This is a genomic window from Microbulbifer sp. A4B17, from assembly GCF_003076275.1.
Classification (GTDB): domain Bacteria; phylum Pseudomonadota; class Gammaproteobacteria; order Pseudomonadales; family Cellvibrionaceae; genus Microbulbifer.
On sequence record NZ_CP029064.1, the window covers coordinates 3,373,147 to 3,392,175 of the forward strand.

Annotated in this window: 16 protein-coding genes and 3 tRNA genes; 2 read left to right on the forward strand and 17 right to left on the reverse strand. The window is 53.4% G+C overall.

Annotation, left to right across the window (positions count from 1 at the left end; genetic code table 11):
* Positions 1-68 precede the first annotated feature (68 nt).
* The 8 genes from pheT to uvrB form a co-directional block, all read right to left on the reverse strand.
* The gene (gene pheT / locus BTJ40_RS14905) at positions 69-2,444 is read right to left on the reverse strand and encodes a phenylalanine--tRNA ligase subunit beta (protein WP_108733838.1); all 2,376 of its coding nucleotides are present in this window, start codon (positions 2,442-2,444) and stop codon (positions 69-71) included.
* Between the two features lie 129 nt (positions 2,445-2,573).
* Positions 2,574-3,587 (reverse strand): phenylalanine--tRNA ligase subunit alpha, encoded by a 1,014-nt coding sequence (pheS, locus tag BTJ40_RS14910; RefSeq protein ID WP_108733839.1) that lies wholly within the window; start codon positions 3,585-3,587, stop codon positions 2,574-2,576.
* Between the two features lie 193 nt (positions 3,588-3,780).
* Positions 3,781-4,140, reverse strand: coding sequence for a 50S ribosomal protein L20 (gene rplT / locus BTJ40_RS14915; protein WP_108733840.1), 360 nt, complete (start codon positions 4,138-4,140; stop codon positions 3,781-3,783).
* 36 nt (positions 4,141-4,176) lie between these two features.
* Positions 4,177-4,371, reverse strand: coding sequence for a 50S ribosomal protein L35 (gene rpmI / locus BTJ40_RS14920; RefSeq protein ID WP_020413351.1), 195 nt, complete (start codon positions 4,369-4,371; stop codon positions 4,177-4,179).
* Between the two features lie 146 nt (positions 4,372-4,517).
* Positions 4,518-5,057: a translation initiation factor IF-3 gene (infC, locus tag BTJ40_RS14925; protein WP_108733841.1), complete on the reverse strand. Its 540-nt coding sequence runs from the start codon at positions 5,055-5,057 to the stop codon at positions 4,518-4,520.
* A gap of 29 nt (positions 5,058-5,086) precedes the next feature.
* Positions 5,087-7,015: a threonine--tRNA ligase gene (thrS, locus tag BTJ40_RS14930; RefSeq protein WP_108733842.1), complete on the reverse strand. Its 1,929-nt coding sequence runs from the start codon at positions 7,013-7,015 to the stop codon at positions 5,087-5,089.
* 110 nt (positions 7,016-7,125) lie between these two features.
* Positions 7,126-7,202: transfer RNA gene (locus tag BTJ40_RS14935), tRNA-Val, on the reverse strand.
* Positions 7,203-7,378: 176 nt separating this feature from the next.
* A complete protein-coding gene (uvrB, locus tag BTJ40_RS14940) occupies positions 7,379-9,388 on the reverse strand; it encodes an excinuclease ABC subunit UvrB (protein WP_108733843.1) in 2,010 nt (669 codons plus the stop codon).
* Positions 9,389-9,628: 240 nt separating this feature from the next.
* Between uvrB and BTJ40_RS14945 the strand changes: the two genes are divergently transcribed.
* Both BTJ40_RS14945 and BTJ40_RS14950 read left to right on the forward strand, forming a co-directional pair.
* Positions 9,629-9,704 (forward strand) — tRNA-Asn (locus BTJ40_RS14945).
* 46 nt (positions 9,705-9,750) lie between these two features.
* Positions 9,751-9,826 (forward strand) — tRNA-Asn (locus tag BTJ40_RS14950).
* A 122-nt stretch (positions 9,827-9,948) separates the two neighbouring features.
* Here BTJ40_RS14950 and BTJ40_RS14955 read toward each other — a convergent pair.
* The 9 genes from BTJ40_RS14955 to cmk all read right to left on the reverse strand — a co-directional run bounded on the left by BTJ40_RS14955 (position 9,949) and on the right by cmk (position 18,995).
* Entirely contained in the window at positions 9,949-11,901 is a 1,953-nt protein-coding gene (locus BTJ40_RS14955) for a nucleoside-diphosphate sugar epimerase/dehydratase (RefSeq protein WP_108733844.1), read from the reverse strand.
* Between the two features lie 55 nt (positions 11,902-11,956).
* Entirely contained in the window at positions 11,957-12,838 is an 882-nt protein-coding gene (locus tag BTJ40_RS14960; protein WP_238152222.1) for a glycosyltransferase family 4 protein, read from the reverse strand.
* Positions 12,839-13,186: 348 nt separating this feature from the next.
* A complete protein-coding gene (locus BTJ40_RS14965; protein WP_108733846.1) occupies positions 13,187-13,495 on the reverse strand; it encodes a helix-hairpin-helix domain-containing protein in 309 nt (102 codons plus the stop codon).
* Between the two features lie 140 nt (positions 13,496-13,635).
* Positions 13,636-14,355: an orotidine-5'-phosphate decarboxylase gene (pyrF, locus tag BTJ40_RS14970; RefSeq protein ID WP_108733847.1), complete on the reverse strand. Its 720-nt coding sequence runs from the start codon at positions 14,353-14,355 to the stop codon at positions 13,636-13,638.
* A 53-nt stretch (positions 14,356-14,408) separates the two neighbouring features.
* A complete protein-coding gene (lapB, locus tag BTJ40_RS14975; protein WP_108733848.1) occupies positions 14,409-15,602 on the reverse strand; it encodes a lipopolysaccharide assembly protein LapB in 1,194 nt (397 codons plus the stop codon).
* Between the two features lies 1 nt (position 15,603).
* Positions 15,604-15,912: a lipopolysaccharide assembly protein LapA domain-containing protein gene (locus BTJ40_RS14980; protein ID WP_238152018.1), complete on the reverse strand. Its 309-nt coding sequence runs from the start codon at positions 15,910-15,912 to the stop codon at positions 15,604-15,606.
* A 95-nt stretch (positions 15,913-16,007) separates the two neighbouring features.
* On the reverse strand, positions 16,008-16,316 hold the full coding sequence (gene ihfB, locus BTJ40_RS14985; protein ID WP_108733849.1) for an integration host factor subunit beta: 309 nt from the start codon (positions 16,314-16,316) through the stop codon (positions 16,008-16,010).
* A 141-nt stretch (positions 16,317-16,457) separates the two neighbouring features.
* Positions 16,458-18,137 carry a 30S ribosomal protein S1 gene (gene rpsA, locus BTJ40_RS14990; protein ID WP_108733850.1) on the reverse strand — a complete coding sequence of 560 codons (1,680 nt, stop codon included), beginning with the start codon at positions 18,135-18,137 and terminating at the stop codon, positions 16,458-16,460.
* Between the two features lie 168 nt (positions 18,138-18,305).
* Positions 18,306-18,995 carry a (d)CMP kinase gene (cmk, locus tag BTJ40_RS14995; RefSeq protein ID WP_108733851.1) on the reverse strand — a complete coding sequence of 230 codons (690 nt, stop codon included), beginning with the start codon at positions 18,993-18,995 and terminating at the stop codon, positions 18,306-18,308.
* Positions 18,996-19,029 lie beyond the last annotated feature (34 nt).

Consider the following 19,029-nt stretch of genomic DNA (forward strand, 5'->3'; position numbering starts at 1 on the left):
GGCTTTCAACCCGGTAGCAGACGCTCTCGGGGTGCAATTCAGCCTGCACCCGAGAGCATCATGCTCTACTAGCGCAGACTAGCGTTATATTTTTCTTCTAGTTTTCCGACCACCGCATCTATAGCGGCATTGATTTCGTCGTCATTAAGGGTGCGTGACGAATGCTGAAACGTCAACCCCAAAGCGACACTTTTTCTATTTAAATCAATACCTTTGCCTTGGTAGACATCAAATATCTTGAGGTCCGTCAAGGTTTCACCTGCAACTTCGACAGCAGTTTCCACCAGGCTGGCGGCAGGAACCTCTGCGTCAATCAACAGGGCCAGATCGCGACGCACTTCCGGGAACTTGGACAGCGGGCGGAATGCGGGGGTTTTGCCCTCCCCGATCGCTTCCAAGCTCAGTTCAAATACGAACGCGGGCTTGGCCAGATCCAACTTCTTCTGCAACTGCGGGTGCAGGGCTCCGATAACCCCTACTTCGCGGTCGCCGCGCATAATCTTGGCGGTTTGGCCGGGGTGCAACGCGGGGTGCTGGCCAGCGACAAAGCGGAACTCATCGGCAACACCGGTGCGAGCCAACAGGGCCTCTACATCGGCTTTCACGTCGAAGAAGTCCACCGCGTCTTTGCTGCCAGTCCAGTTTTCTGCGTAACGGCTGCCGTAGGCAAGACCAGCAATCATTTGCTCCTGGTGCAGCTCGGCACCCGGCACAAAGCGCAGGCCGGTTTCAAACAGGCGCACGCGGTTTTGCTGGCGATTCAGGTTGTACTGCAACGCTTTACACAGGCCCGGCAGCAAGGTGGTGCGCATAACCGCCAGCTCGGCACTGATTGGGTTTTGCAGGGCCACCGGGTCGGCTTCCGGATCAAACAGCGCGGCGCTGTCGCTATCGATAAAGCTGAAAGTAATCGCTTCGTAGTAACCACGGCTCAGCAGGGTTTGTTCCAGGTTGTCCTGGGCAATGGTGCTTTCTGGGCGCGGGGCGATTTCCAGCTCGGCAGTAAAGCTTTCGCTGGGGATACGGTTGTAGCCGTATACACGGGCCAGCTCTTCCAGCAGGTCTGCTTCGATGGCGATATCGAAACGGAAGCTGGGGGCGAGGAAGGTCCAACCTTCGTCGTTCTGGTCGATTTTTTCCAGGCCCAGGCGGGTGAGGATATCGACGATTTCGTCATCGGCCAGCTTGATGCCCAGGCCTAACTCGACCTTGGCACGGCGCAGGGTAATGTGGCGCTCGGCGGGCATAATTTCAGTCAGCTCGCGCACGTGTACCGGGCCGGGTTCGCCGCCAACGATATCCAGCAGCAGCTGGGTAGCGCGCTCCACTGCTTTCTCTTGCAGGTGGTAGTCCACGCCGCGTTCGAAACGGTGGGAGGAGTCGGTGTGCAGGCCGTAAGAGCGAGCCTTGCCGGCAATGGCCAGCGGGCTGAAGAAGGCGCTCTCCAGGAAGATATGCTGGGTGCCTGCGGTCACGGAGGAATCCAGGCCACCCATAATACCGGCCATCGCCAGAGGTTTTTCCTCATCGGCAATTACCAGGGTGCCCTCTTTCAGTTTGACTTCCTGGCCGTCCAGCAGGGTCAGCTCTTCACCGGCTTCTGCCATACGCACTTTGATGCCGCCGGAGAGTTTCTCCAGGTCGAAGGCGTGCATGGGCTGGCCCAGTTCCAGCAGAACGTAGTTGGTAACGTCTACTACCGGGTCGATACTGCGCAGGCCGCTGCGACGCAGGCGCTCTTGCATCCACAGAGGCGTTACCGCTTTGATATCGATATTGCGAATCACACGACCTACGTAGCGCGGGCAGGCGGCTTCGGCCAGCAGGGATACGGGCATGCTCTCGTCGATCTGCTGGGGTACCGGAGCAACTTCCGGGCCCTGAACGGCGCAACGATTCAGTACGCCCACTTCGCGAGCAATACCGGCAACACCGAGGCAGTCGGAACGGTTCGGGGTGAGATCCACTTCGATGGTCTCATCGTCCAGCTGCAAGTATTCGCGCAGATCGGTACCGGTGGGTGCGTCTTCTGGCAACTCCCAGATACCGTCATTGTCTTCGCCCAGTTCCAGTTCGGTCTGTGCGCAGAGCATACCGAAGCTCTCTACACCACGGAGCTTGGCTTTCTTGATTTTAAAATCGCCCGGCAGCTTGGCGCCTACCAGGGCAAAAGGAATTTTGATTCCGGTGCGCGCATTGGGAGCACCGCACACAACCTGCATTTCACCGTCGGGGTGGCCTGCCACTTTACACACGCGCAGCTTGTCCGCATCCGGGTGCTGTTCACAGGCGACAATCTCACCGACAACCACTCCGGAGAAATCGCCCGCAACTTTTTCTATACCGTCCACTTCCAGGCCGGCCATGGTGATTTGATCGGCCAGTTCCTGCGTGGTGAGTTCCGGGTTTACCCATTCCCGCAACCAGGAGTTGCTGATTTTCATAGTTGATCTCTTTCTGTATTCCGTCAGCGCAACTTGGTGCGCATTTCGCCTGGGGCTATTTCGCCTCCCAGGCCTCCACAATTCGACTGCTGTTGCGAAGGGCCATTGCCATTCGCGCTGTCACTTGGCCTAGAACTGTTTCAAGAAGCGCAGATCGTTATCGAAGAACAAGCGCAGGTCGTTGACGCCGTAGCGCAGCATGGCGAGGCGCTCGATACCGATACCGAAGGCAAAGCCGGAGTATTTTTCGCTGTCGATATCGCAGGCGGCGAAGACGTTCGGGTGCACCATGCCGCAGCCGAGAATTTCCAACCAGCCGGTGCCGGAACATACGCGGCAGCCTTCACCGGAACAGGCGGTACACTGGATGTCCGCTTCTGCGGAAGGCTCGGTGAACGGGAAGTAAGACGGACGGAAACGCACCGGTACTTCCGCTTCGAAGAAGGCGCGCAGGAATTGGTCGATGGTGCCTTTCAGGTGGGCGAAGCTGATGTTCTCGCCGATTACCAGGCCTTCTACCTGGTGGAACATGGGCGAGTGGGTGACATCGGAGTCGCAGCGGTATACGCGGCCCGGGCAGATAATACGCAGCGGTGGAGACTTTTTCTCCATGGTGCGGATCTGCACTGAGGAGGTGTGGGTTCTCAGTACGGTGGTGGGGTCCACGTAGAAGGTGTCGTGCATCGCGCGCGCGGGGTGGTGCGCGGGAATATTCAACGCTTCGAAGTTGTAGTAGTCCTGTTCGACTTCCGGGCCGTTCTCAACAGAGAAGCCAATGCTCGCAAAGAATTCTTCCACGCGCTTTAAGGTGCGCGTAATGGGGTGGGCATTGCCCTGCTCTTCGCCGCGCCCCGGCAGAGTGACATCAATGGTCTCTTCGGCCAACTTCGCATTGATGGCGGCCTGCTCCAGCATATTGCGGCGCGCATTAATTTTTTCCTGAACCTGCTGCTTGGCTTCGTTGATCTTGGCACCCGCCGCCGGACGCTCCTCAGCCGACAGTTTGCCAAGGCCTTTCAGCAGTGCCGTCAGCTGGCCCTTTTTGCCCAGGTAATCAACACGCACCTGATCCAGTGCGGCGAGGCCATCGGCCTTCTCCACCAGCTCCATAGCCTGCTCGGTGAGGGACTGCAAATCTTGCATCGAACTGTTCCCGTTTGAATCCAACTTCGATTAATTTTTTCTGCTTTGTTCGGCCGGTACTTTCTGTACCGGAGGGAATTTCCCCAGGCACCGCCACCGGTAAAAAATAGCGGAAACTCCATAAAAAAATAGGGAAGGGCCACTACAGCCCTTCCCTATTTTGAGTATTCAGTTTTACAACTGAAGTGACAGCTTACGCTGCCAGGGCTGCCTTAGCTTTTTCAACTACGGCAGCAAAAGCGACTTTATCGTAAACAGCCAGATCAGCCAGTACACGGCGATCCAGTGCGATGTCCGCTTTTTTCAGACCTGCGATCAGGCGGCTGTAGCTCAGGCCTTCAGCACGGGACTGGGCGTTAATACGAGTAATCCACAGAGCGCGGAAGTTACGCTTTTTAACGCGACGGTCACGGTATGCGTACTGACCAGCTTTAATTACTGCCTGCTTGGCAACGCGGAATACGCGTGAACGCGCACCGTAGTAACCTTTAGCCTGCTTCAGAATCTTCTTGTGACGACGACGCGCCTCTACACCACGTTTTACACGGGCCATACTTCTATCCTCTTAAACCTTTGCGATTTGGGCCAATTACTTGGCGCGCAGCATACGATCGACCAGTCCAGCATCAGACTTGTTCATAGTCTGGGTGCCACGCAGCTGACGCTTGCGCTTGGTGGTCATCTTGGTGAGGATGTGGCTCTTGTTAGCGTGCTTGTGCTTGTAGCCCGCAGCCGTCTTCTTGAAGCGCTTGGCAGCGCCACTGTGAGTCTTTGCTTTCGGCATTTTGTACTCCAAAGTTAATATTCGCCTGTAAAACAGGCACCTTTAGTAACTGCCGACAACCGAAGTTACCGGCACTGCGAGAGTGGGGAGGCAGCCGTCGCCCAACCACTTCTCAAAGGAGATCCCGGGAATGACTTCCCCAAACCTCACTTTTTCTTTTTGAGCGGAGCAATCACCATCAGCATTTGACGACCTTCCATTTTCGGTCGCTGCTCTACGGTGCCCAGCTCTTCAAGGTCCTTTTCGATGCGCTGCATCATTTCCATGCCCAGCTCTTGGTGAGCCATTTCGCGGCCACGGAAACGCAGGGATACTTTGGCCTTGTCACCCGCTTCCAGGAAGCGGGCCAGGTTGCGCAGCTTGATCTGGTAGTCACCGACATCGGTGCCCGGGCGGAATTTCATTTCCTTGATCTGCTGCTGCTTCTGCTTCTTCTTGGCGGCATTCTTAGCTTTTTTAGCTTCGAATACGTGCTTGCCGTAGTCCATGATCTTACAGACTATCGGCGTGGAGTCCGAGGCAATTTCAACGAGATCCAAGCTAGCTTTCTGTGCAGCTTCCAGCGCTTCATCCAGGGAGACAATGCCTACCTGTTCGCCATCAGCGCCTATCAGGCGGATTTCTGACGCTTCAATCTGATCGTTTATGCGGGCCTTTTTGGACCGTCCCTTAGTGTCTCGTTTAATAGCTATGGTCTCCCAGTTGCCAAGTGTTGTTATGCATTATCTTCTGTCAAACGACCGCGACGATTCACGTCTTGCTCGAGGATCTCGAGGAATGACTCATACGTCATTGTACCAAGATCTTCACCGCTACGGGTACGTACTGCCACGGTCTGACTTTCTACTTCCTTATCGCCAATTACCAATAGATAAGGAACACGCTGAAGCGTGTGCTCGCGGATTTTAAAGCCGATCTTCTCGTTTCTCAAGTCAGCTGTGGCGCGGTATTGCAGCTCACCCAAACGATCTTGCAAATTGCGACAATATTCGGCCTGGCGATCGGTGATATTCATGATCGCCACCTGCTGCGGCGCCAGCCAGGTGGGGAACGCGCCTTCGTAGTGCTCGATCAGGATTCCGATAAAGCGCTCGAAGGAACCCAAGGCTGCGCGGTGCAGCATTACCGGGGACTGGCGCGAGCCATCTTCCGCTACAAACTGGGCATCCAGGCGGCCCGGCATGGAGAAATCCACCTGAATAGTACCGCACTGCCATACACGGCCGAGACAGTCTTTCAGGGAGAATTCGATCTTCGGTCCGTAGAAAGCGCCTTCACCCGGCAGCTCTTCCCACGGCAGGCCAGCGGCATCCAGTGCGTCGGCCAGGGCTTTTTCAGCCTTATCCCAGCTCTCATCGGAACCTACGCGCTTCTCCGGGCGAGTGGAGAGACGGTAGATAACGTCCTGGAAGCCGAAATCCTTATAAACGGAGTGCAGCAGATCCATAAAGTCAGAAACTTCTGACTGGATCTGATCTTCGCTACAGAAGATATGACCATCATCCTGCACAAAGCCGCGCACGCGCATCAGACCGTGCAGGGAACCGGAGGGCTCACTGCGGTGACAGGAGCCAAACTCCGCCAGACGCAACGGCAGGTCGCGGTAGCTGCGCAGGCCCTGGTTGAATACCTGTACGTGACAAGGGCAGTTCATCGGTTTAATGGCGAACTGGCGCTCTTCACTGGTCAGGGTGAACATGTCATCGCCAAACTTATCGGCGTGACCGGACTTGCGCCACAGGCTGAAATCTACCAGCTGCGGAGTCTTGATTTCTTTGTAGCCAAATTCGCGCTGGCGGCGACGCATGTACTGCTCGATAGTGCTGTAAATGGTCCAGCCGTTCGGGTGCCAGAACACCATGCCGGGCGCCTCTTCCTGGATATGGAAAAGGTCAAATTTCTTCGCCAGCTTGCGGTGATCGCGCTTTTCTGCCTCTTCGATGCGACGCAGGTAAGCTTTCAGTTCTTTTTTGTTGGCCCAGGCAGTGCCGTAAACACGGGTCAACATTTCATTGTTGGAGTCACCGCGCCAGTAGGCACCGGCCACTTTGGTCAGTTTGAACGCTTTCAATCTGCCGGTGGAGGGCACGTGGGGACCGCGACACAGGTCTTCAAAGTCGCCCTGGCGGTAGAGAGAAATATCTTCATCGCTGGGGATGCTGTCGATAATCTCAGCCTTGTACTCTTCACCCATCTCGCGGAAATATTTCACCGCTTCTTTGCGCGGCATCAGGCGGCGACTGACAGTGATGTCTTCTTTGGCCAGCACTTCCATACGCTCTTCGATCTTCTCGAGATCTTCTGGCGTAAACTGGCGCTCGTAGGCGAAGTCGTAATAGAAACCGTTTTCGATAACCGGGCCAATGGTGACCTGGGCTGTGGGGTACAGCTGTTTAACTGCTTGTGCCAGCAAGTGCGCCGTGGAGTGACGGATCACTTCCAGGCCTTCGGGCTGACGATCAGTAATAATTGCCAGATTTACGTCGGTATCAATAACGTAACTGGTATCGACTTCCTTGCCGTCTACAACGCCAGCAAGTGCGGCTTTTGCCAAACCTGGGCCGATATCAGCGGCTACATCGTGTACGGAAACCGGAGCAGAAAATTCTCGACGGGAACCATCGGGGAGAGTAACAACGGGCATTGTTTATCCTTTGTTCTCAGTGGCGATCCCTACCAAAGACCGCATGAAACTATCCATGAATTTATTCATGGAACTCTTGATCGGGATGGGCAATCCATCCTTTTGAAAGGTGGTAGACCCGGGCGGATTTGAACCGCCGACCTCTGCCATGTCAAGGCAGCGCTCTAACCAACTGAGCTACGGGTCTAAAGCTCTACAGCGGGGGAACCCTGTGCTGTGAAGAGCGCGAACTTTAGCACCGCTTTTCAGTGTTTTCAACAACTTACTGAACTTTTGTGTGAAATTTTTTAAGAGCGACCAAGCACCAACAAGGCAGTGCGGGACTATCAAAATGTAGATCCAAGTCCCGCCCTTCAGCAAGGATTATTCCACACCTTTTAAGTGGGTAATCTCATCGCGCAATTTTGCCGCTGCTTCAAATTCCAGGTTCTTCGCATGCTGGTACATTTGCTCTTCCAGCTCGGCAATTCGGGCCCAGCGCTGCTTATCGGTAAGGGCCTCGACATCCACCTTGTATTCACCTTTACCCTCGGCAACTTTGCGACGCCCTTTCTTCGGCACGCCGGGGGCCACTGCTCCCTCCAGAATATCCGCCACACTTTTGCGGATACCTTTGGGGGTAATGCCGTGCTCCTCGTTAAAGGCCAACTGCTTCTCGCGGCGGCGATGAGTCTCTTCGAGTGCACGCTCCATGGAACCGGTGACTTTGTCCGCGTAGAGAATCGCCCTCCCCTCCAGGTTTCGCGCAGCCCGCCCAATGGTCTGGATCAGCGAGCGATCGGAACGAAGGAAGCCCTCTTTATCGGCATCGAAAATTGCCACCAAGGCAACTTCCGGCATATCCAGGCCTTCTCGCAGCAAGTTAATACCAACTAGCACGTCAAACTCTCCGATACGCAGGTCCCGGATAATCTCTACTCGCTCGACGGTATCAATATCGGAGTGTAAGTAGCGGACACGAACGCCACTTTCGGAGAGGTATTCAGTCAGGTCTTCCGCCATCCGCTTGGTCAATACGGTAATCAGCACTCGCTGGTCAGCATCTACGCAACGGTGAATTTCAGACAGGGCATCATCTACCTGGGTCAATGCTGGGCGAACTTCAACTTCCGGGTCCACCAGACCGGTCGGGCGAACCACCTGCTCGACCACCTGCCCCGCATTCTCTTGCTCATAGGCCCCCGGGGTTGCGGACACAAAAACCGTCTGGGGTGCCAACCCCTCCCACTCTTCAAACTTGAGAGGACGATTGTCCAGGGCCGATGGCAGACGAAAGCCATACTCCACCAAAGTTTCCTTGCGCGACCGGTCTCCACGATACATACCGCCGATTTGCGGCACTGTCACGTGACTCTCATCGATAAATAACAGTGCATCACTGGGCAGGTAATCAAAAAGCGTGGGCGGCGGCTGACCAATACCGCGACCGGAGAGGTAGCGGGAATAGTTCTCTACGCCATTGCAGTAGCCAAGCTCCTGCATCATCTCCACATCGTAGCGGGTACGCTGATCTAGCCGCTGCGCTTCGACCAGCTTGTTGTTACCACGCAGTTGCTCCAGGCGCCCTCGCAGCTCATCTTTGATTTCATCGATAGCGCTGACGATCGTCTCTCGCGGCGTCACATAGTGACTCTTGGGAAAGATGGTCACCCGGGGCACCTTCTTAAGCTGCTCTCCGGTAAGGGGGTCAAACAGGGTGATCTCTTCGATTTCTTCATCAAAAAGAGACAGGCGCACCGCTTCCAAATCGGAGTCTGCCGGGTAGATATCGATAATATCGCCACGCACCCGGTAAGTAGCGCGACGGAAATCTGCATCGTTGCGGGTGTATTGCAGTTCTGCCAGACGCCTGAGGATAGTGCGCTGGTCAACGAGATCACCGCGATCCAGATGCAGCACCATCTTCAAATATTTGTCGGGGTCACCCAAACCGTAAATTGCCGAAACTGTGGCAACCACAACCACGTCGCGCCGCTCAATAAGTGCCTTGGTGGCCGAGAGGCGCATCTGCTCAATGTGCTCGTTTACAGATGCATCTTTTTCGATAAAGGTGTCCGAAGAGGGGACGTAAGCTTCCGGCTGGTAGTAGTCGTAGTAAGAGACAAAATACTCCACCGCATTCTTGGGGAAAAACTCTTTAAACTCCCCGTAGAGCTGAGCGGCCAGCGTTTTATTGTGAGCCATCACAATGGCCGGCCGCTGCAGGCGCTCAATAATATTCGCCATAGTGAAGGTCTTACCCGAACCGGTAACACCCAGCAGCGTTTGATGGCTCAGGCCATCATCAATCCCCTCTGACAACTGCTCTATCGCCAGCGGCTGATCGCCCGCTGGCTGATACTTGGATTCCACCTTAAAAGGTCGCGACTCCATACACTTCCCCCAACCGCTTAATCATTCATGCAACATCGGATTGTAGGCTCTCGTCATACGGCCCACAATTACAAGAGAATAGCGTCCTACCTTCCCCAACTCAGGCCAGCGGCATTTTGCGCGCGGCCAAAAAAATAATTTCCTGACAAATCAATTAGTTAAAGATCAAAAAAGGGGTTGACCTGGTCGGAAGTGCTCTATAATATACGCGCCATCTCAACGGCACTGCCGAAAAGATATTCCGCCTTAGCTCAGTTGGTAGAGCAAATGACTGTTAATCATTGGGTCGCTGGTTCGAGCCCAGCAGGCGGAGCCAAATTTCAAAGCGCAGCTTAATTTGCGCTCTATAAATTAGATTAAATTCCGCCTTAGCTCAGTTGGTAGAGCAAATGACTGTTAATCATTGGGTCGCTGGTTCGAGCCCAGCAGGCGGAGCCAAACAAAAGCCCGGATAGATCTCATCTATCCGGGCTTTTTCTTTTTCTGAATATTTTTTTCAACCCACATCGAGGCTGTCAATTAGCGGCCAGCCATGTTGGGCGACCGCCAAGAATAGCCTCCTAGCGCGAACTGGCCTCCCCAGTCAAAGGCAACACCTCAACAGTCGCTCGACCTTTAGCTTTGTGTGCCTGCCCTTGCCTCGACCAGACAACATCGACCAACCCCTGCTTGGGTGAGTAGCCTTTTACTGCCCGGCAAAGAATCCTGCGGACCTGCTCGCAATCATGAGAGCCGCACGCATCCCTAAGATCCGAAACCAGGAGCTGCAAAGCCTCACTATCGAGACGCTCCTCTTCAGCGCGCATAATCATTGGGTGATCTGTGCCCAGCACGTTATCCCCCAGTAGCAGCTCTTCGTACAGCTTCTCCCCCGGTCGCAACCCAGTCAGCTGAATCTCAATATCACCATCAGGGTTTTCTTCATCCCTTACCGTATGCCCCATCAGACGAATCAAGCGCTCAGCCAGATCATAGATGCGTACCGGCTCGCCCATATCGAGTACAAATACATCCCCATTGCGCCCCATACTGCCGGCTTGCAATACCAGCTGGGCCGCCTCCGGAATCGTCATAAAGTAGCGAGTTACTTTAGAGTGGGTCACTGTAACCGGGCCACCGGCATTAATTTGATCAGTAAACAGCGGAATTACGGAACCGGAAGAACCGATCACATTGCCAAACCTGACCATGCAAACGCGCATCCTGTTAAAGCGGCGACCAAAATCCTGACAAATCAGCTCAGCAAATCTTTTAGTGGCCCCCATAACATTGGTTGGCCGGACAGCCTTATCAGTGGAGATAAGCACAAACTGCTCAACCCCATGCTGCTCAGCAGCCTCAAGTACGGAGAGCGTACCCAAGACATTATTGTCAGCACCAATAACCACATTCTGCTCAACCAGGGGTACATGCTTGTAAGCAGCCGCATGGTAAATCGTATTCACGGAGAAACCTTGGATAATTTCCGCCATGCGCTCAGTGTTACGCACATCACCGAGCAGGGCTGTCACCTCAAACTGAACACCATCATCCTGGTGTTGCTGTCGCAACTCACGCTCTATCTGATAGAGAGCGTATTCCGAGGATTCAACAACAACCAGCCTGGCGGGCTTCCACTGCGATATCTGCCTGCACAACTCTGACCCGATAGACCCACCGGCACCAGTGACCAAAACCACTTTACCGCTGATGGAACCAGAAACGAGTTCCCGCTGCGGCTCAACAGGAGCCCGCCCCAGAATATTCTCGTAGGTCTGCGAAACATTCTCCGCGCGCCCCACCCCATCGAGCAACTCCTCCACACCGGGAATCGCCTTTACTACCAAGCCGCGCTCCCTTAACGCCCTGGTTATCTCCCTGCGGCGTCGCCTGGCCACCCCTGGCATTGCAAGGATTACCTCTGCAATATCTTTACCTGCAACAACTTCTAATATATCTGCAGGGTTATAAACGAACAGCCCATCGATAAAGGTCTTTTGTTTGGAGGCGTTATCATCAAAAAAGGCAACAGGCTTATACAGTTGCCCGTGAACCAACGCCTTGTACATTTGCAAGCCCGCTGTACCGGCACCATAAATTGCCACTCGGGTTTTATGAATTTCCAGTGCGGTCTGATAATAAAGGCGAACCAGCCAGCGGGACCCACCCACGGCAATAAAGGCAAAACACCAGTAGATAACAGGGACAGAGCGGGGAATACCTGCCGTAGTCAGGTAAGAAAAGAAAGCCAACATTACAGCAGAAAGAGTCACCCCTTGCAGTACCGCAATAATAGCTTTTTGCCCCATGTAGCGGATAATCGTCCGGTATAAGCCGAGCCGAAGAAAAATAAAGCTGGTCGCAGCCAGTGTAAATGCCAAACAGGCAAACGTTCGCCACTCAAGAAATTGCGCAAAACCATTGAGCCGAATTGCCATAGCCAGGAGAAAGGCCAAACTTAACATCAGCATATCAAATGCTAACATCAGCACCGGCTTATGGATTCTCTTTACACTTCGCCAAACTCTTGTCACACGACTCCCCGGAATCGACCTACACAAACAAAAAGTTACCCATCAGCCAGGCAACTCAGACCTTCGCAAATACGGCAGCTGCAAGCGCCAATAAAGAGAAGAATATCATTGCGCCCAATTGCAGAACGAGTGCCTTCTTCACTCCAGCTCGAATTGCATACCTTTGGTAAAAGTGCTCGCGATGAGGCTCCCACCAGCGCTGACCACTCACCATTCTTTTCAACAGCGTATAAGTAGCATCCAGCCAGAAAGGTGCAAATATAACCACTGGCATCCAAAGCTCAAACGCTCCTCGCTGCCAGCCAAATAAACTGACTGCAACCACCGCCAAACCTATACCTGTCGAGCCGGCATCACCTAAAAAAATCTTCGCCGAAGGCCAATTGAAAACCAGAAAAACTGACGCACAAACAGCCACTAAAGCGCAGAGCCAAGCCAGCTCCATATCTCCATTTAAAGCACAGATCACTCCAAGAGAGGAAAAACCGACAAGAGTCATTGATCCCGCCAAGCCATCCATTCCATCCATAAAATTGTAGAGATTAACAACCCAGGCCCCAGCCAGGATAAATATCGGGTAAAGCCACCACTCCAGCCTTTCCGGCAATGCAAATAGCAGTAAAGCTACAGCCAGAAGATGGGCCGAAAAGCGAAAGTGTATAGGCACATCCCTAAGGTCATCCAGCGCAGATACCCCTAACAGCAACACAAATGCTGCCAATACTAACGGAGATAAATCAAGCGGACCTGCAACTACCGCAACCAAACAGCCAAGAAGAAAAGCCCACCCACCAGTACGAGGTACTGGCACCGAGTGCATTGAACGGTTATTTGGCACATCGAGCGCAAAATTGCGCATTCTCACGATAAACATTGATGTAGAGCCATAACTTGCTGCCACAGCCAGCAATAGCGGAATCACCCACTCCCAAGCCACACTACTCAACTAACCAACCCTTTATCACTTCTGTGCAAGCCAACCTCTCCAACCATACTTTACAAACAGCAGCCCCTAAATGACCGCCTCTTTTACCTCAATACAGACCAAAGCTCTACGCAACCGATCAATCTGCCCAGATAGGCCAACAACTGAGAGGAAATCAGAATCGGAGATAGAGCAGGGGAAATTGCGGAGGTTTTTGTCCGATGCAATCTGAGCCATACACCTTTAAAGGGCAGTAGTTGAGCAATACCAAGGGAACTCATCTATCACGACTCTCTTGCTAGTCAGCTAAAACCCCGACTGGAGGCGGTAAAGAGCCTACCAATCGGGACCTGTAAACTTCTAGAGCCGAATTATGCCCCTGTTTTTATCCAGGGTTGCCGCGCCTATACCTTTAACATTCAGCAACTGTTCTACAGAGGTGAACGGGCCATGTTCTTCGCGATACTCAATAATCAACTGCGCACGCGCCTCACCAATACCATCCAGCTTATCGGCAAGCTCAGCAGCTGAGGCACTGTTGACATTGACTGACAACATCACCTCTTTGGTATCAATACTTTCTGGCTCCCCCGCGTATATAGAAGGGCTCAGAAAGAGCGAAAAAACTAATGCAAAAACAACAGAAAACAATCGGTAGGTCAATTTCATGGCTCACTCCCAGTGAATTATCAGTTTCACTTTGGGACTGCAATACCTCCCCCAAGCAACGCCATGATATCAACCAGCGACTTTCTGTCGGCTCAGGCCTAATTACACATCATTACAAGTTACGAAGCAAGACAACCATCCTAACCTGCCATTTCAACCAGGATTGACTTCAAGGCTGAGAGAGGCTCAGGTGCAGCAGTAATAGGTCGACCAATGACCAGAAAGTCGGAGCCCTGTGTCAGCGCTTCAGCAGGCGTCAACGTACGCCGCTGGTCGCCGGCATCAGAGCCCGCAGGGCGAATTCCTGGCGTTACCAAAGAAAAACCCGGGCCACACTCACTGCGCAACACTTGAGCTTCACGAGCAGAGCAGACCACTCCGTCAAGCCCGCAGGATTGAGCTTGGGAAGCCAGGTGCAGCACCTGCTTCTCAAGCGGGGCGGCCACACCAGTAGCAGCCAACTCATCAGCAGTTGTACTGGTAAGTACAGTGACTGCGATCAGCAGGGGCTTGTCCGCACCAAATTCCTGCAAAGCCTCAACAGCGGCTGACATCATCCGCTCACCACCGCTTGCGTGCACGTTAACCATCCAAACACCCAGCTTCGCAGCAGCTTTCACCGCCTTCGCAACAGTATTCGGAATATCGTGAAATTTAAGGTCCAAAAACACTTCGAACCCCCGGTCAACCAGGGTTTTCACCAGATCGGGCCCTGCTGCAGTAAACAGCTCTTTACCGACCTTCACCCGACATAGCGACGGATCAAGCTGATCCGCCATAGCCAGTGCAGACTCAGCATTGTCGTAATCCAGAGCAACGATAACCGGAGAAGAAACTTTAGACTGCAAGAAATACCTCATTCATTTTTAAAACTGCCCCGACCATCAATGGGCCAGGTATGGCAGCAGCTAAATTACTCACCCTCAATCCCCTTAACGGAGCGCACTGAGTCCCAGTGTTTGCAGCTCGGGCACAACCAGTGCAACTGGTTGCCTGAAAACCCGCAATTACTACAGCGATAATGAGGGCGACTCGCTATTAGCTGATCAATTAATGTTTTGAGCAGGGAGAGATTTTCCCTCGCCCTGCCCTCGGTGCTATCTATATGGAGATCGAGAAAACGCCCCAAACCCCGCAAAGAAGGTCGCAGAGCCAACTGCTTCCCCATAAAAGCAGCAGCTGCGGCCTCGCTATCCTGCTTTTGGATACGCTCAGTCAAGGCAATTAATACGCTGTTAGAGGGGTACTCCCTCAACAGGGATTCAAGATAGCGATCCAACCCCTTGCCATCCCCTAAATCCCCGTAACAGGTGATCAACAACTCCAGAATTTCAGGGATATAGTCCGGGCTCTGCTTGGGAATTCGCTGCAATACCTTAATGGCCTCTTTAGGCTTACCGAGCAAATATTCCAGGCGCCCCCACAACAGACTCGCCCTTACAGAATTGCGCTCATAACTCAAGGCAGAGTCGATATGCTTTCTCGCGCTGAGATAATCCTTCGCCGCCATCGATTCTTCTGCCAGCTCACAGCAAAAGTGCGCCTGAACCGGCGCCCAGTCAGCTGATAGGCGCTTGAACCTTCGGCCATGGAGAAGATTTACTGCATGTATGGCTTTAGCCCACTCCCTCTCATCCCGATAAACTTCAATCAGGCGCTCCAGGCTAATAGCCTTCAACTCCTGAGAGGTCTCGACCAGCTCCTGCAGCAATCGCTCAGCTCTATCCAGCCAGCCAGCAGAAATATAATCGCAGGCGAGTTCAAACTGGGCTTTATTTTGACTAACCCTGGATAAGCTTGGGCGACCAAGCAGGTTCTGATGAACCCGAATTGCCTGATCGTACTCACCCCTTCTCCGTAACAAGCTTCCCAATGCAAGATGGGTATCAAAAGTAGCCTGGCTAACTTCAAGGGAATCAATAAACTTATCGATAGTATCGTCGTGGCGCTCACTCAACAGGTAATTCAAACCCTGAGCATAAGAGCGCACCAGCGCATGCTCTTGCTCGCTATAATCTGCCACTTTCTTTTTGGCACTGCCCCGACCCAGCACCCAGCCAATCGCGATTGCCGCAAGCAGGAAAAAGAAATAGGTAAAATCGAGCAAATCAGTCTCCAGAAACCTTGCGATGGGCGGAGTGTAATTCCCGCTCCATTTTCTTCAACTGCTTCTCGAGCGACCGCACCTGGCGGCGCTTGGCATAAACGGGCTGCAGGCTAACGACAAAACCCAGCAACAACCCCAGCAACAAAAAGCCAATCAACCAAAAGCCAACACTGCCCGCTGGCAATTGATAACCCACAATATTGGGCGCAATAGTTTCTGGGTTGGCAACCGCGAAATAGATCCCCAATGCGATACAAAGCAGGGCAACAACCCCATAGACAATGCGTGTCAGCCAACGCAAAAATGACAAGGGAACCTCCACGTTCCACAAAATAACTTTATCGATCAGCGACGAAGCTTACCCCCCGCAAAACAACTGCTAAACAGCAGTGTTCGGGAGTCTAATCATACTTCGATCCCTGCTTCATCGTGCATACTTCGATTCACTCTGTCGCGCAACTCTTTGCCGGGCTTAAAATGGGGAACATACTTTCCCGCAAGAGCAACTGCATCCCCAGTTTTGGGGTTCCGGCCTGTACGAGGGGCCCGGTAGTGAAGAGAAAAACTACCAAAACCACGTATCTCTATACGCTCACCCTGGGATAGAGCATCTGACATGGTGTCAAGCACCACTTTTACCGCCAGCTCTACATCCTTAACTGGCAGCTGATCCAACCTCAACGCAATCCTTTCGATCAGTTCGGACTTGGTCATGCGCTCCGCAACCTTTGTAAGTCATTGATTATTCTGGAGTAGAGCACTAATCATCTAATAGAAAGCCGGACTGGGCAACCCCAGTCCGGCTTTCGGGTCGCTCCAAATGGTCCATTTGGAGCTATGAACACTCAAAGACGATTAGTCTTTGTTATTCATTTGAGCCTTGATCAAGTCACCGATAGTAGCGGGCTGAACTTGTTCAGACTGCTTCTTGCTGTGATCCTTGATGGCTTGTTTCTCGTCGTCCTGATCTTTGGCTTTGATAGACAGGCTGATCACGCGGTTCTTGCGATCCACGCTGGTGATCTTAGCTTCTACTTCTTCGCCTTCTTTCAGAACGTTGCGAGCATCTTCAACCTTGTCGCGGCTGATTTCAGAAGCGCGCAGTACGCCTTCTACCTCGTCCGCCAGGGTGATTACTGCTTGCTTAGCGTCAACTTCCTTAACAGTACCTACAACGATGCTGCCGCGATCGCTGGTGGTAACGTAATCGGAGAACGGATCGGACTCCAACTGCTTGACGCCCAGAGAGATGCGCTCACGCTCGGAATCGATACCCAGGATAACAGTCTCGATTTCGTCGCCTTTCTTGAACTTGCGAACAGCTTCTTCGCCAGCTTCGTTCCAGGAGATGTCGGACAGGTGAACCAGACCGTCGATGCTGCCGTCGAGACCGATGAAGATACCGAAGTCAGTGATGGACTTGATCTTACCGGAGATCTTGTCGCCCTTAGCGAATTTACGCGCGAAAGCATCCCACGGATTTTCCTGGCACTGCTTGATACCCAGGGAGATACGACGACGCTCTTCGTCGATATCCAGGATCATCACCTCTACCTCGTCGCCAACCTGGACAACTTTGGACGGGTGGATGTTCTTGTTGGTCCAATCCATTTCGGAAACGTGTACCAGACCTTCCACACCTTCTTCCAGCTCGGCAAAGCAGCCGTAGTCGGTCAGGTTGGTTACAACCGCCTTCACGCGGCTGTTCTCTGGGTAACGCTGCTTGATGGATACCCAAGGATCTTCGCCCAACTGCTTCAGGCCCAGGGATACACGGCTGCGCTCGCGGTCGAACTTCAGTACTTTTACTTCAATCTCGTCGCCAACGTTCACGATCTCGCTCGGATGCTTGATGCGCTTCCAGGCCATATCGGTGATGTGCAGCAGGCCGTCGATGCCGCCCAGGTCTACGAAAGCACCGTAGTCGGTCAGGTTCTTCACGATACCCTTGACGCTCATGCCTTCCTGCAGGCTTTCCAGCAGAGCTTCACGCTCTTCGGAGGTGGCAGCTTCCATAACGGCGCGGCGGGAAACAACTACGTTGTTGCGCTTGGAGTCCAGCTTGATAACTTTGAACTCGAGCTCTTTACCTTCCAGGTGCGCGGTGTCGCGAACCGGACGAACGTCAACCAGAGAGCCGGGCAGGAACGCACGGATATTGGCAACATCAACAGTAAAGCCACCTTTAACCTTACCGCTGATAACACCCTTAACCACTTCGTCAGCTGCGTGAGCTGCGTCGAGGATTTTCCAGGCTTCAGCGCGCTTGGCTTTTTCGCGGGACAGACGGGTTTCACCGAAACCGTCTTCTACAGCTTCCAGGGCAACCTGTACTTCGTCGCCCACCTGCAGCTCAACTTCACCTTTATCGTTGGCGAATTGTGCAGCAGGGATAACGCCTTCAGACTTCAGGCCCGCGTGAACGGTAACCCAGTCTTTATCTACGTCGATTACAACACCAGTAACAATTGCGCCCGGTGCCATTTCAACGCTTTTCAGGCTCTCTTCAAATAGATCAGCAAAGCTCTCGCTCATTACATTACCTATAGTGCTGGGTCCAGCCGTTGGTAACTGTTAAGTCTAGTCAACCGCCAGCCGCGACCCCAACCGCGCTGCCAGCACGCGGGTCGGATTACGATAACGGCCGGGCGATTCTGGCTGATCCCGGCCGCTGTCGTTAGAAAACTAATTACTGCCCGAACTTCAGGGTGAAATACGGTCCTGAACCAAATCGAGCACTTTTCGGAGGACTTCATCGATACTCACCCCCGTACTATCCAGCTCAACCGCATCCTCAGCGGGAGCCAGGGGGGAGGCTTTTCTGTTCATATCCTGTGCATCTCGGGCACGGATGTCCTCCAGCAGGTCGCGGAGGCTAACAGAAACCCCCTTCTCCTGCAACTGAGCGAAACGCCTGTTAGCGCGCTCCTCAGCGCTGGCGGTTAGGTAAACCTTGACCGGAGCGTCGGGAAACACGGTAGTGCCCATATCCCGGCCATCGGCAACCAAGCCGGGGGCCTGGCGGAAGTCCCGCTGGCGCTGCAGCAGCGCTGCCCGCACTCCGGGAATTGCCGCGACCTTGGAAGCGGCCATGCTTACCCGCTCCATACGGATATCTGCGGTGACGTCACTCTCTTCCAGCCACACCTGCAACTGACCGGCACTCACGATAAAGCGCACATCGAGGTCTTTCGCCAATTCGGTCAGCAGCTTGTCATTGGAGAGATCAACTTCCTTATTAAGTGCGGCCAAAGCTGCAGCCCGATAAAGGGCCCCGGAGTCCAACAAGGAAAAGCTCAGGCGATCAGCCAAAAGCTTTGCAATGGTCCCCTTGCCCGAACCACTGGGACCATCAATGGTAACTACTGGTGGCAACCCGTTTGTATCACTCATATTATCTATACAACTCAACATCTCTGGCGGATGC